The sequence below is a fragment of the Peribacillus simplex genome (assembly GCF_900156045.1).
In the GTDB taxonomy this organism is placed as follows: domain Bacteria; phylum Bacillota; class Bacilli; order Bacillales; family DSM-1321; genus Peribacillus; species Peribacillus simplex_D.
Genome location: NZ_FTMX01000010.1, coordinates 97,716 through 112,187 on the forward strand (window position 1 = coordinate 97,716; position 14,472 = coordinate 112,187).

The 14,472-nt window shown below is 38.4% G+C and carries 11 protein-coding genes; 9 read left to right on the top strand and 2 right to left on the bottom strand.

Annotation, left to right across the window (positions count from 1 at the left end):
- Window positions 1-78: 78 nt before the first annotated feature.
- Window positions 79-1,776, bottom strand: coding sequence for a PucR family transcriptional regulator (locus BW986_RS25410; RefSeq protein ID WP_076372021.1), 1,698 nt, complete (start codon window positions 1,774-1,776; stop codon window positions 79-81).
- 355 nt (window positions 1,777-2,131) lie between these two features.
- On the opposite strand from BW986_RS25410, the gene BW986_RS25415 reads away from it, so the two are divergent.
- The 6 genes from BW986_RS25415 to BW986_RS31380 all read left to right on the top strand — a co-directional run bounded on the left by BW986_RS25415 (window position 2,132) and on the right by BW986_RS31380 (window position 8,811).
- Entirely contained in the window at window positions 2,132-3,034 is a 903-nt protein-coding gene (locus BW986_RS25415) for an oxamate carbamoyltransferase subunit AllH family protein (RefSeq protein ID WP_076372023.1), read from the top strand.
- A complete protein-coding gene (fdrA, locus tag BW986_RS25420) occupies window positions 3,012-4,556 on the top strand; it encodes an acyl-CoA synthetase FdrA (RefSeq protein WP_076372025.1) in 1,545 nt (514 codons plus the stop codon). The genes BW986_RS25415 and fdrA overlap by 23 nt, the downstream gene beginning before the upstream one ends.
- Before the next feature lie 2 nt (window positions 4,557-4,558).
- Window positions 4,559-5,986 carry a YlbE family protein gene (locus BW986_RS25425; RefSeq protein ID WP_076372027.1) on the top strand — a complete coding sequence of 476 codons (1,428 nt, stop codon included), beginning with the start codon at window positions 4,559-4,561 and terminating at the stop codon, window positions 5,984-5,986.
- A gap of 244 nt (window positions 5,987-6,230) precedes the next feature.
- Window positions 6,231-7,421, top strand: coding sequence for a tetratricopeptide repeat protein (locus BW986_RS25430; protein WP_076372029.1), 1,191 nt, complete (start codon window positions 6,231-6,233; stop codon window positions 7,419-7,421).
- Window positions 7,422-7,425: 4 nt separating this feature from the next.
- Window positions 7,426-8,406 carry a carbamate kinase gene (gene arcC / locus BW986_RS25435; protein ID WP_076372031.1) on the top strand — a complete coding sequence of 327 codons (981 nt, stop codon included), beginning with the start codon at window positions 7,426-7,428 and terminating at the stop codon, window positions 8,404-8,406.
- 198 nt (window positions 8,407-8,604) lie between these two features.
- A complete protein-coding gene (locus BW986_RS31380; RefSeq protein ID WP_397223115.1) occupies window positions 8,605-8,811 on the top strand; it encodes a purine/pyrimidine permease in 207 nt (68 codons plus the stop codon).
- A 332-nt stretch (window positions 8,812-9,143) separates the two neighbouring features.
- On the opposite strand, the gene BW986_RS25445 is transcribed toward BW986_RS31380, so the two are convergent.
- On the bottom strand, window positions 9,144-10,016 hold the full coding sequence (locus BW986_RS25445) for an alpha/beta hydrolase (protein WP_076372036.1): 873 nt from the start codon (window positions 10,014-10,016) through the stop codon (window positions 9,144-9,146).
- A 254-nt stretch (window positions 10,017-10,270) separates the two neighbouring features.
- Between BW986_RS25445 and BW986_RS25450 the strand changes: the two genes are divergently transcribed.
- The 3 genes from BW986_RS25450 (at window position 10,271) to BW986_RS25460 (ending at window position 14,471) form a co-directional block, all read left to right on the top strand.
- Entirely contained in the window at window positions 10,271-11,506 is a 1,236-nt protein-coding gene (locus BW986_RS25450) for a M20 family metallo-hydrolase (RefSeq protein WP_076372038.1), read from the top strand.
- A gap of 267 nt (window positions 11,507-11,773) precedes the next feature.
- On the top strand, window positions 11,774-13,003 hold the full coding sequence (locus BW986_RS25455) for an amidohydrolase (RefSeq protein ID WP_076372040.1): 1,230 nt from the start codon (window positions 11,774-11,776) through the stop codon (window positions 13,001-13,003).
- On the top strand, window positions 12,996-14,471 hold the full coding sequence (locus BW986_RS25460) for an amidohydrolase family protein (RefSeq protein WP_076372042.1): 1,476 nt from the start codon (window positions 12,996-12,998) through the stop codon (window positions 14,469-14,471). The genes BW986_RS25455 and BW986_RS25460 overlap by 8 nt, the downstream gene beginning before the upstream one ends.
- The last annotated feature ends 1 nt before the right edge of the window (window position 14,472 follow it).

Consider the following 14,472-nt stretch of genomic DNA (forward strand, 5'->3'; position numbering starts at 1 on the left):
AGAGAATGGGTATTCTTGACATAAGAAAGATCCATTCTCTTCATATGTACACGGGATTAATATTTTTTGGTTGGTTTGTCAGACATCCTTCTTTAAGATTCTAAAGATCTTTAAGGCTATTTGAATGCGGAGCAGTTCTTCCGAATGTTTCAAGTCAGTGTTTAATATTTCCTTAATTCTCTCAATTCTATAGATAAGAGTGTTTCGATGAATAAACATTGCTTTGGAGGTTTCGGTTAAATTTAGATTATTAATAAAATAATTTTCTAACGTGGTCATATAACCTGTACCATGTATTTTATCATGATCATAGATATTCCCAAGGCATTTTTCAAAGAAATCTTCCAATGCAGCATCCTTGATATTTGAATCCAAAAGGTGGTAAACAGAATAATCCTCAAAATGAGAGACTTCATTTTTTTCATTAACCTGCTGCATCAATCGAATCACTTCATTAGCCTCTGTAAAACTTTTATGCAGTGACTTTATTGTTCTATACTGTTTACCGATACCAATTAAAAAAGATGTTTCTTTAACCTTTCTAACAAGTGAATCATGTAATTCAGTTGCAAATAGCTTTGCTTCACTTATAGAAACGGACGGCCTATCCTCATTTTTTCCAATCAAAATAATAATTCGATTATTTCTATGAAAGCACGTGAATTCTCCATTAGCCTTATACGAAGAGTCATAAATGATTTCCTCACATTTTTTTGCTGTGTTGTCCATTCTATATTTCCCAACGATTATGTCTTCATTTTTATTAACTTCTTTTGGTTCGATATGAATGACAATGCTGTAATACATATAATTTGGATTTAATCCATGCAAATCACAAAGAGTTTGAAGGGTATCATTTGATGTGATTTTTCCAGAAATCAGATCATCAAAGAAGTCATTTTTAATTCTCCATTTAACTTCTTCAATTTCCTTCGCTTTGACCATTTCCAGTGCCATTATGGTGGAAGCCTGCTCTAAAATAATGTAATCAAATTCATTCAGTTCACGGACTGTTTGCCAAACCACTATATAACCATATATATCTTTCGATACGACAATAGGTAGGATTCTGCTTTTTATTTCCATTCCATCTATATGATGGATCCTTTTAATGGACCTCTTCATTTCACTTAAAGCTTGAGGAATGGATCCAATGAACTCCCTCTTAAAAACAGTCCTGTTTTTTATTAAATCAAGGCAGTATTCAAGAGGGAACTTGTTTTCCATATGTTCTGTGTAGTGTAATAATTTCCAATCCTTATCAACGATAATGATGGGATTATTAATTGTTTCAGATAACATGGAAGAAATTTTTTCAATGCCTCCGCCTTCAAGTGTAATTCTAAAAAATAGATTATGCATGTCTAAGGTTTTTCTATTTAATAAATCGTATCTCCCTGATGCTTTTTCATTAATTATTGATATTACTTTTGATAGTGTGTAACTAAATGGCAGCTCTAACAGTGGCAAACCATATTTGTTTGCTTGATCAATCATATTCTGCGGAATTTTATCAAAGTATCGTTTCATTTTAATGACAAGTCCAGCACAGTTAATTTCTGAAATCTCCTTGATAATTCTGTTTTGGAGTTCTTCATTATCTTTATATATATAACCTGTTGATAGCAGTAGTTCATTTGGAGAAAGCCAGTCAAAGGCATCAGGATTTTCAATAATATTTACGATGGAAATTTCTTTGTTTAGGCCATTTTCTCCAGCTACGATCTTTAGACCATCGATGGCCTTTATCTCCAATAAGTCTTTAACTGTTAGCAATCCTTTTCACTCCTAGACATAATTTAAACACAATTATTCGTATAAGATGCACAAATGATATGATAGCTTTTTAGTTTGATTAAACGATGCCCCTTTTATGCATTACAACTAAAATGAACATGCAAGGATTGTTATTTCTAAAGGAAGTGAAAATTTTACTTGTATGAGTAACCAATGGAAGTGCGGTGATAATAAGGTCTTCATAACTTTAAGAAGCAAAATTAGATTGGTTGCTATTTTAGTCTTATTATACAAAAAATGCTTTACTATACCCATTATTATTGTATTAACTTCATGCAATAAATCAATCTAATGAAATATTTCCAGATCTTTTTAAGCATCAGGGGTGACTCTTGTGGAATTTGCAATATCGGGAGATTATCATTTCATTCAGCGAATTAAACATGCGAAGCTAAGTGGCTATGTTCATAGTACATTTAAAAGGACATTCAATATTCAATGTGTAGAGAATGGAGAATTATATACCATTGCATGCAGGGAAATGGATAATGGACCCAATACACTTATTATAGATGTGATTAGTTTTGAAAGAATGGATATAAAAGTGAATGATATCGTTCATGTTGAAAATGGAATTTTATCGGTTAAAGACAAAATAGTTATAACCATTGATAAAGCTGAAATTTGGGAATGTGTATTACCGCTATATCCTAGAGAGACGGACAATTTAAAAGTAAATTTAGCGAAAATGAAGCATTACATAGACATTTTTGGCAAGGGCGGAGGAATTAAAAAAAATGAAATTTCCAAAGGCCCATATGAAGATGAAATATATAAAATTCTTAATGAACGAACGAACTTGCTTTTAAATGAGCTGAATAATAAAGAAATGTCCAATCCAATACAACATGCAGTTTCACTAATAGGTCTTGGACCAGGGTTAACTCCATCTGGTGATGATTTTCTTGTTGGATTATTTACTATTTTAAATATCAGAAATAGTCCTTGCTTTTCCCATCAATCATTTTGTGAAGACGTGGTAAAAATGGCGAAAACCTTAACGAATGATATAAGCTATATGGCTCTGAAAAAAGCATCCATTGGAAACGTAAGAGAGTCTATCATTTATTTAGTAGAGTCTTTGTTAAATAGAAAAGAAGAGGATTTGCTTTTTTCTCTAAATGAAGTATTAAAAATCGGCTCCTCATCAGGTACAGATTTAGCTCTAGGAATTGTCTCAGGATTGGAAGCCAATTTAAATCAGGAGGTAAATTATGCGAATAAAGACTTTGATTAAGCCAAACACATATTTCGATTCCGTTTCTTTAATGTCTCTATCAACAAAAGCGAATCAAGTTGAAGGTGTAGAGCAGGCCGTTATCGCAATGGGGACTGAAATGAATAAAGAAGTCATGAGAAACGTTGGTTTAATGACCTCGGAAGTGGAAGAGGCAAAAACAAGTGATTTGATTATCGTTGTGAAAGCGACAACTGATGAAGCGTGCGAAAACGCTTTCGCAAATATTGAAGATTTATTTACGAAAAAGAATTCTTCAAAAGGGAAGAGCGAGGTTATCTATTCGACGATTCCTTCCGCTACAAAGAATATTCCGGAATCAAATCTAGCGGTCATTGCAGTAAATGGAGCCTATGCACCTAGAGAAGCGAGAAAAGCTCTAGAAAATAATCTCCATGTCATGCTATTTAGCGACAATGTAAGCATTGAAGATGAAATTGAATTAAAGAAATTGGCTCATGAAAAAGGCTTGTTAATGATGGGTCCTGATTGTGGAACAGCCATTATTGGCAATGTTGCGTTATGCTTTGCCAATGCAGTGAGAAAAGGTAACATCGGAATCGTTGGAGCATCAGGAACTGGAAGCCAAGAAGTCAGTGTCCGCATTCATGAATTCGGAGGTGGAATTTCGCAGCTGATCGGAATAGGCGGCAGAGATCTTAGTGAAGAAGTTGGCGGAATCATGATGCAAGATGGCATCATGGCACTCGAAGAAGATGAAGCTACAAAGGTTATCGTGCTAGTTTCCAAACCACCGGCCTCGACTGTAGAAGAGAAAGTGCTTGCTCAAATTAAACAATGTAAAAAACCTGTTGTTGTTTGGTTTGTTGGTGGGGATGAAGAAAAAGTATTAGAAGCTGGCGGCCATTTTGCAAAAATGTCAAAAGAGGCTGCTCTAAAGGCAGTGCTATTAGCTGGTGCTGATGAAAGCAAGTTAAATAAACGTGCATTAAATATCCCGTTAATTGAAGAAGTCCGTACAAAATTAAAGCCTGAACAAAAATATATTCGCGGATTATTTAGTGGCGGTACACTTTGTGATGAAGCAATGCATGCAGCATTGGATAAATTCGAAAAAGTTTACAGCAATATTCAAAGAGATCCTGAATATCGCTTAAAAGATAGAAATGTCAGCCAAGAGCATACATTTATTGATTTCGGTGATGATGAATTTACACAAGGTAAACCACACCCAATGATTGATCCGTCTACCCGAATTGCTAGATTTATAAAAGAGGCAAAGGATCCGTCGGTTGGTGTCATCGTAATGGATTTTGTTTTAGGATATGGAGCTCATGAGGATCCGGTAGGTGCAATGCTTCCTGCCATCATTGAAGCTAAGCAATTGGCTGAAGAAGAAGGAAGGCATTTAGAAATTATCGGATATGTCCTTGGAACAGAATTAGATAGCCAAGATATCGATGATCAAGTGAATAAATTAATAGCTGCAGGTGTAACACATGCCAGCAGCAGTCAAAATGCTGGTCTTTTGGCTAGAGAGTTTGTAGTGAAAGGGGAATAGTCATGAGTAAAATCAATGAACTTTTTAATAGTAAACTTAATGTCATTAACGTAGGAATTGAGTCTTTTAAAGATGATATGTTAAAGCAAAATGCAAATGTAACTCATTTAGAGTGGGTTCCTCCTGGCGGGGGGAAATCGGAAATAATTGCTGCGCTAGATAAATTGGAAGATCCTGTAATGACAGAAAAAATTGAAGCGGCAAACAAGGAAGCGGTAGAAAGAATCATTCAATCACAACCTGTATTAATTGGCTTTGATCAAGCAATTAACGTTGTTCCAGGTATGACAAAAAAAACGATACTTCACGCGGGACCGCCTATCACTTGGGGAAAAATGAATGGTCCGATGAAGGGAGCGGTTACAGGGGCACTCGTATTTGAAGGGTTAGCTAAGGACTTGGAGGAAGCAGCCGAACTTGCTGCATCTGGAGAAATTATTTTCTCACCATGTCACGAGCACAACTGTGTAGGTTCAATGGCAGGGGTCACTTCGGCTTCAATGTTCATGCACATTGTAGAGAACAAGACATATGGAAACATTGCATATACAAATTTAAGTGAGCAGCTTTCAAAAATCTTAAGGATGGGTGCAAATGATCAAAGCGTTATTGATCGATTGATTTGGATGCGCGATGTATTAGGTCCTATGTTAAGAGATGCAATGAAGCTTAATCCAAATGGAATTGATTTACGTTTAATGCTCGCACAAGCTCTTCATATGGGAGATGAGTGTCATAATCGGAACGTCGCGGGAACAACTCTTTTAATTCAAGCAATAACTCCGTATATTTTACAAACAGATTTCACCACAGAGCAGAAGAAAAAGGTATTTGAATTTGTAGCTAGCAGTGACTATTTCTCTGGTCCAACTTGGATGGCCCTTGCAAAATGTGCACTTGATGCTGCACACGGTATTAAAAACAGTACGATCGTGACAACTATGGCCCGTAATGGAGTAGAATTTGGCATCCGTATAAGCGGCATAGGTGGGAACACATGGTTTACTGGGCCAGCACAAAAAGTAGTGGGACCTATGTTTGCAGGTTACAAACCAGAAGATTCTGGACTTGATATTGGAGATAGTGCGATTACTGAGACATATGGGATTGGCGGTTTTGCAATGGCAACAGCTCCGGCAATTATTGCACTTGTAGGAGGAACTATAGACGAAGCAATCAGCTACTCCACTAAAATGAAAGAAATCACAACAGCAGAGAATCCAAATGTAACAATTCCCTTGCTTGATTTCATGGGAATCCCAACAGGAATTGATGTTCGAAAAGTAATTCAAACAGGCACTATGCCAATTATCAATACGGCGATTGCACATAAAGAAGCTGGAATTGGAATGATTGGTGCGGGTATTACTCATCCGCCAGTTGAAGCATTTGAAAAAGCACTTCTTGCGCTTAGCGAAAGCATTCAGTAAAGCGATCCAAATGACCCATATAGCTGTTGCTGGTACGGTCAGGACGAGCATAAAAATCCATAATTCACATTATTACTCATTTTTAGGTGCACTGTAATAAACCAAAAGAAGAAAAGCTTCCTAAAATCAAAGAAAAGTAAATTCGAAATTGAAGGGTATATTTCTGTGAAAATTGTTTCTTCGCAGGATAAGTGGGCTAAGAGTTTTTTGAAAAAAATGACATCGTGTAAAGGAGAGTACCATTATGGATGATCAATCCTTAAATATGAAACTTATTTATGCGAGTGAACGAGGAGATATTGAAGAAATTGAACAGCTATTAACTAACGGCGCCAGCGTAGATTATAAAGATAGAGATGGCCGTACGGCTTTAATGGCAGCGACACAAAAAAATCAAATTGAAACAGTAAAATTGTTGCTTGAAGCTGATAGTGACGTAAACACGAGGGATATTACCCAATTAACTCCATTTATTTGCTCTGGAGCAAACGGGTTTAATGAAATAATAAACATGATGCTGAGGTATGGTGCGGACATAAATATAGTAAATCGATTTGGCGGCACAGCATTATTACCATCTAGCGAAAAAGGATACTTAAAAACTGTCCAAATTTGTTTAGATGCTGGGGTTCCTGTAAATCATGTTAACAATTTAGGGTGGTCAGCCCTTCTCGAGGCAGTTATTTTGGGGAATGGAGGAAGATTATACTCTATCATCATAGAAATACTTGTTGATGCTGGTGCAGATGTTCATTTGGCTGATCGAGTTGGTAAGTCATCCGTTCAGCATGCTAAAGAATTAAATCAGCAAAAGGTTTTAAAAATCCTAAAAAAAGAATATCAAGAGAACAATGCACATATCAAAACAGCAAAAGCACTTTATAAAGGAAATCATTATGAACAGGCAATTACCGTGATCAATCAAGGCCTTGCCATCGACAATAATAATCTTGATCTATATTTCATTAAAGGACTTTGTTTGCAGGAATTAAAAAGGTATGAGGATGCACTTGGAGAATACAAAAAGGCATTGGCACTTGATCCGAATGACCTTGACTTTTATTTCTACACTGCTAATTGCTTAAGGCTGATGAAGAAACCTGAGGAAGCTCTTGCTGAATATGAAAAGGCTTGTGAGTTGGATCATAGAGAGACGTTCTACCGTTACCATAAATCAAATTACCTGAGAGAACTTGGCAGGCATGAAGAGGCTGTTATTGAAATGGATAAGCTTTTAACGCTTCAGCCGCATCGATACGATTTTTCATTTCATAAAGCAAACAGCTTAAGATCATTAGGTAAACATGAAGAAGCGATTAAAGCTATTGAGAATGCAATCGTAAAGGACCCGAACAATCCTTTATATCAATTGCATAAAAATCAATCTCTTAAATTACTTAAAAAAAACGCAAACAAATATAAGGCAGGGGAATAAGATAGTGGAGAAACTAGTCATAGTTGCTATCGGAGGAAACTCATTGGTAAGAGATAATGGACGTGACACGATTCAAGATCAATTTGAATCTGTGTGCGAAACTGCAGTAAATATTGCAGATATGGTTCAAGAGGGCTACAACGTTGCCGTGACACATGGAAACGGACCACAGGTAGGGTTTGGACTAAGAAGATCTGAAATTGCGGGTAAAGTAGCGGGGATGGCGCCAGTGCCGCTTGTAAATTGTGTAGCTGATACACAAGGCGGTATTGGATATCAAATTCATCAGGCTTTGATGAATGAATTTGCGAAAAGGGGCATAAACAAAAAAGTGGCAACCTTGATTACACAGGTGGAGGTCAGCATTGATGATCCAAATTTTAAGAATCCGATAAAACCTGTAGGGTCTTTCTTTACAAAAGAGCAAGCTGAAGAAATGAAAAATGAACATCCAGATTGGATTTTTGTTGAAGACTCTCAAAGAGGATATCGTAGAGTTGTTCCTTCCCCTAAACCAATTGATATTGTTGAAAAAGAGGCCATTAAGTCATTGATTGAAGATGGCTATGTAGTTATCGCTGTGGGTGGCGGAGGAATACCGGTATTTAAAACTGGAAATAACACATACGAAGGTATAGACGCAGTTATTGATAAGGATTTTGCTACTAGTCTACTAGCTGAACAGATAAATGCAGAGACATTGATCATTACGACGGGTGTTTCAAAAGTTTTCATCAACTTTGGTAAGCCTGATCAGCAGGCACTTGAGAATATTACCGTTGAGGAAACAAAACAATATGTCCTTGAAAATCATTTCCCTCCTGGAAGTATGCTACCAAAAATTGAGGCAAGTCTTAACTTTTTAGAAAATAATGGTACTAGAGTTATTATAACAAACCCAGAAAGCTTGAAAGATGCCATCAAAGAAAAAGCAGGAACCCATATTATAAAGATTGATAGTACCTGCAACACCGTAAACATGTAATAAAGAAAATGAAAGCGCGTTTAATAAATAATCAAGGTTGAGGATTGAGATAAGGGTGATAATTTATGGTGGCGTTTCCATAAGGTAAAAAGAAAAAAATCTTTTGTCATATATATAAAATGATAACCGGTACTATATCGATAGTGCCGGATTTTGACATTTCACAGATAAAGAAATTACTGAATAATGAAAAAAACAATGTTATACACCATTCAATGGTTTATCTATTTACTATCTAACCCGATAGCTCTGTCAATTTTTACAGAAAATGTATTTTGCCTTTCAGAAACTGAAATTACCGACCTAATGCAAAGAACTTTTTTTATAGTTGGGTTTAGTTCTTTTATCCAAGCAAAATTTGGACACTATACCCAAGTGCAAATGGTCCTGCCGGTTCTTGGGTAATTATCTTTGTCATTTATTCAAGTGTTGTGTTGGAATGCAGCATGGAAATTCAACGATACAGGCATTACGACCCTTTGAAGCTGGCTTATTATTGCTACTTCTTGGAGTCACATAGTGATTCCCAATTGTAACAGGTTCGTTTCTCTTTATCGTAGCTATTTTGTTAATGTGATGGTTGAAGAAAATGACGTTTCGGGTCAATTTGAAAACGTAAGTATTATTCTTTCCATTCTTGTGTTCATCCTTATCATTTTGCTTAGGTCAAGGGGAAAGGGTTTGTTGAAAAATTATGCAATTTTAATAGATATTTTATTTGATGTCCATTAAAGCCTTTATATGTTTAGTTTCATTTTAAGAAATTCTATCACCTGATTTAGAGCATTTTGAACGAAGGGGTTATGAAAATCCTTGTCAAAAAAATGCTCACCATTCGGAATCGTAATTAACTTCGTTTCTATCCCTTCTTTTATAAGGGCAGCTCGCATAAAAACGGATTGTTCATAGGGAACATCCATATCGTTAGTTCCGTGCAATAAAAATGTTGGCGGGTAATCTATCGTAATATTGTGAATGGGGCAAAGCTTAAGAATCTCCTCCCTATTTACTGATGGATTAATCCCTGTTACTGTTTCAATCCATTCACCTGTCTGTCTTGCATATAAATAGAGGAGAAAGCGCTGTTCAACAGTTCCATTTGTCATAATTTGATCAGAAATAAACTTCATGGCGATTCCTTTAGGGATAAGACTTTTCTGGCAATAGAAATTGCTTGGATCTGTTGCCCACTTTGCACTAATATCACCGTATCCATAAAAGGAGACAATTGCACACGGTTTTCGTTTGAATGTTCCTGTACAAAGTGCAAGAAAACCACCTGCAGAACTCCCCACTACCGCTATTCTTTTTGGGTTGATTGAAAAATGTTTAGGTCCTTCATTCTCTAACCAATGAAGTGCATCTTGGACGTCTTCAAGGATATCTGACAATTTCGATTCAGGAGCTAGCCGATAGTCGATAGAAAACAGTGAAAATCCATTACTTGTGTAAAGGTTGATCATTTCTTCAGAAAGGTCGTCTCTAGATCCCAAGAGTAAGCCGCCGCCATGAATATAGACGATAACCTGAGCATTATCGCGGTTAGAATCATAGAAATTGGCCTGAATTGAAAAGAGGCTATTTTTTTTATATATCACTGAATGTTTCATTATTGTAGTCCCGCCCGTCAGAGGATTAATTTTTTAGATGATTTTTGTACCCGTAATGATAAACAGTATACCAAAATGAACAGAGCAGATCATTAAATCCCCCGTATAGTAACTATCATTTTTTGAACTGAAATTATTGTACATCATGCACAATTAAAACCGATTCTTTTTGTGATGGATATACGAGGCTGATTATTTAGAAATTACTTAATATTAAGATTATAGCTTTGAATATCAAGACAGGAGATACCTGCATGGATAGCAAGAATAGATATCAGATATTGTTTAACAAGATCAATCAATACAATACGGGTGAAAAGGGTATTACCAGGATTGCCTATACAAATGAAGAGCAGACTTGTACACATGCTTTTATGCGTATGTGCAAAGCGGAAAATTTAGATATTCGAATGGACCAATGTGGGAATGTTATTGCCAGAAGAGAAGGAAGAATGAAAGAGCTACCGCCAGTTGTAATGGGTTCTCATTTGGATACCGTTTATCAGGGTGGAAAATATGATGGTGTTGTTGGTGTTACAGCTGCACTTGAAGTAATCAAACGTCTGAATGAGAAACGCATTGTGACGGATCACCCTATTGAAATTATTTCATTTGCCTGTGAAGAATCAGCTCGTTTTGGTGTATCCACTGTTGGCAGTAAAGCGATGGCGGGACTAATAGAAAAGGAGAAATACAGACATTTAAAAGATCGTGATGGAATAACGATGGAAAAAGCGTTTTCCCTTTGTGCTTTTGATTTAAATAATATTGATGAAGCAAGTAGAGTAAACGAAAAGTTTAAAGCCTTTTTTGAATTACATGTTGAACAGGGGCCGGTATTGAAGAATAATAACAAAAAGATTGGGATTGTCACTGGTATCGCTGCACCCGTAAGATTTCATGTGAAAATTATAGGGAAAGCATCACATTCTGGAACGACCCCTATGAATATGAGAAAAGACGCTCTTCTTGGTGCCGCTGAGATTATTGTGGCGATTGAGAAGGCGGCAAAATGTGAACTGGAATATGAAACAGTAGCTACTGTCGGTGTTATCGACATTCACTCTGGAGCAATGAACGTAGTACCCGGTGAGGTGGAAATTAAAATCGACATACGGTCTACTTCCATAGAGTCAAGACAGCGGGTGGTAACACATTTATTCGATACAATATTACTCGTAATAAGGCAACGACAGGTTGAGATTGTTAGTGAAGAAATCAGTTCAGAGAAGCCAGTCCTTCTTTCAAAAGAGCTGAGTATTTCTCTTGAAAATATTTGTAAAAAAAAATACCTTTCTTATCAATTTATGCAAAGCGGAGCTGGGCATGATGCTATGAACATGGCAAAACTTTGCCCTGTGGGACTTATTTTTGTTCCTTCAGAAGACGGACTTAGTCACCATCCCAACGAGTTTACTGAACTTGATGATATTTTAAATGGAATTGATGTTTTAGAGGAGGCAGTTCTGCTCTATTCAAAATTAGTATAAACCACTAAAAAATCCTAATGTCAACGATGTTGAAAGTAACGGCTAAATGTCTTTTTATCAAATAAAAAGAAGTTGTTAATGCATGATTATAGTTATATGAAGTATAAAATCCTTCATTATAGAAGGATTTTACACTTGATTAAGTAGAAGTTTTCTAAACTTTCCCTTGTCAGAGAAATGACTGGAGATGTAACCCCTTTCTCGTTTTCGTTGTGGCAAGGAGAGCAAAAAGAATAGATGTTTTATGAGAAGAAGGAGAGTTAAAAAATGAGCTCAACTTTTTGGCTAACAAACGCTTTATTAGAAAGTGGTTACCAACTTGACAATGGCGTCATAACAGGTACAAAGGCAGAGTGTTCCCATTTATTGATTAAGGATGGGAAAATAGCAAAGATTGTATCTTCTATTGAAAGCATTACAGACAATTTACCAAAAAAAGATGCGAAACGGTTGTTGGTCCTTCCTTCTTTTATAGAAAAACATTGTCACCTCGACAAGACCTATCTTGGAGAACCATGGCGGGCGGTGATTCCGGCCGATACTGTCGTGGATTGTAGCGAAATGGAAAAACGCATCCTGCATTCATTGCCGACAACCACCCAGGAACGGGCGGAAACGATGCTAGGCATCTTAGTCGGTAACGGCTCCACTCATGTACGGACGCATGTGGATCTTTATCCGGAGATCGGACTTCGAAATTTGGAAGCAGTAAAGCAAGCATTAGATCGCTTTTCTGGAAAACTTACTCATGAGATTGTAGCTTTTCCGCAGCACGGACTCTTGCGTTCTCAATCGAAATCTCTTATTCGTGAAGCCCTCCGACAGGGAGCTGGTTTGGTAGGAGGAGTTGATCCGGCGACGGTGGATGGCGATATTGAAGCGTCTTTGGTTGAGATGATGGACCTGGCAGTTGAAGCAAACGTAGGGGTCGATTTGCATCTCCATGATGAGGATTATTTAGGCATCTTTACCATGAATCGATTGGCAGCGCTTACAGTCGAAGCAGGCTGGCAGGGACGGGTGGCAATCAGTCATGCATTCGCACTTGGCGAAATTCCTGACGATGAAGCCAAGGAAGTTGCGTCAATGCTGGCGGAAGCGGGTATTACGATTGTTACCGCTTTGCAGCACAGTGAAACGATGCCACCAATCCAGATTCTGCATGAAAATGGAGTAACGGTTGCGGTAGGCTGCGATAATATTTTTGATTCCTGGAGACCGTTTGGTAATGGGGATGTATTGGAACGGGCGTGCCGATTAACGGAACGATTCAATCTGAGAAACGAATATTCGCTGAGTCAAGCGCTTGGTACGATCACCGGTGGGAAAACTCCGCTAGATAAAGCAGGCAAACGGGTATGGCCCCAACCGGGGGAGGAAGCTAACATGGTCCTGGTGGATGCTAGTTGCTCAGCGGAAGCTGTGGCGCGTCGTACCAAGAGGAATGCGGTAATTTTTCAAGGAAATATAGTTGCAGGAGGATTGGAAAATGATTGATTTATTGCTGGTTCATGGTGTTGTGATCACAATGGATGAACAGCGGCGCATCCTAAAGGACGGGGCTGTTGCCATTCACAATGGACGAATTATAGAAGTTCAGGATACTGAGGTACTGTTTGGCAAATATGAAGCCAAAAGAGTCATCGACTGCAAGCATCATTGCGTGTTGCCAGGTTTTATCGACGCACACGGCCATGGAGGACATTCCATGTTCAAAACGGTCGCGATGGAGGATCCTAGCTTATGGATGCCGATTATGACCGAGACCTACAAGCATTATGTAACCGACGACTTCTGGTATTACGAAGGGAAACTGAGTGCGCTCGAACGGCTCCGGGCAGGCGTCACGACCGGTGTTTGTGTTTTGGGCTCCATGCCTAGATCGGATGAACCGATTTTTGCACTTAACCATGCCAAAGCCTATGCAGAAGTGGGTATACGAGAAATCGTCGCTACCGGTCCTTGCAATCCGCCTTGGCCACATCCGTTCAGCCGCTGGATTGATGGAAAGCGTGTGACCAATGAAGTTACCTATGAGAAAGTGCTGCAAGGAGCGGAGGCTGTGATTGAAGCATTGAATCACTCCCATGATGATCGCATACGTACCTTTATTACCCCTTTCGTAATTGTTACTTCGGTCGACCCGTCATATCCGACACCAGCTGATATGCTGTACGGACTGACCGACCATGATCGCTATCAGTCGAAACGGATACGTGAGATTGCACGTAAATATAACACCCGTATTCACTCCGATGCTTTTGGCGGAATGATTCATCTGGCTTTTCAGGACAAAGAAAATGCACTATTAGGACCAGACGTGCACCTACAGCACTGCCGTGGCATTTCGTTTGATGAGGCACGCATTCTTGCTGAAACAGGAACCAATGTCAGCACGTCAGCAAGCTTTGGGCAGGTAAATGCCCGAACACCGGTAACAGAGCTAATCGAGATGGGGGTAACGGTTGCCATTAGCACCGATGGTACCTCGCCGTGTACAAGCTTTGACATGTTCCAGGCCATGCGCAAAACGCAAATGTACCATCAAGCCGCATTAAAAGACGAATCTTATCTCCCTTCAGGAAAATTACTGGAAATGGTCACCATAGATGCAGCTCGGTGCGTGGGATGGGCTGATGAACTGGGCTCACTCGAACCGGGAAAAAAGGCGGATATCATCACAGTAGACATGAATTCGCCGCATCTCGCTCCAGAGTTAATGTATGTCCATCGCCTTGTGCACCAAGCTGTGGCAAGCGATGTAGACAATGTGATTGTCAATGGCCAACTCGTACTGGAGAACCGGCAAGTTCTTCATGTCGATGAAAAACAATCACTGGCCGAAGCACTCTCGGAAGCGGAACAAACAATCAAGAGGGCCGGTCTGGAAAAATATACTCAGCAGTCAAAATATTTCTGGGGTCATGCACGTGGATATAGTGAAGGAAAGCGGTATGAAAACTAAT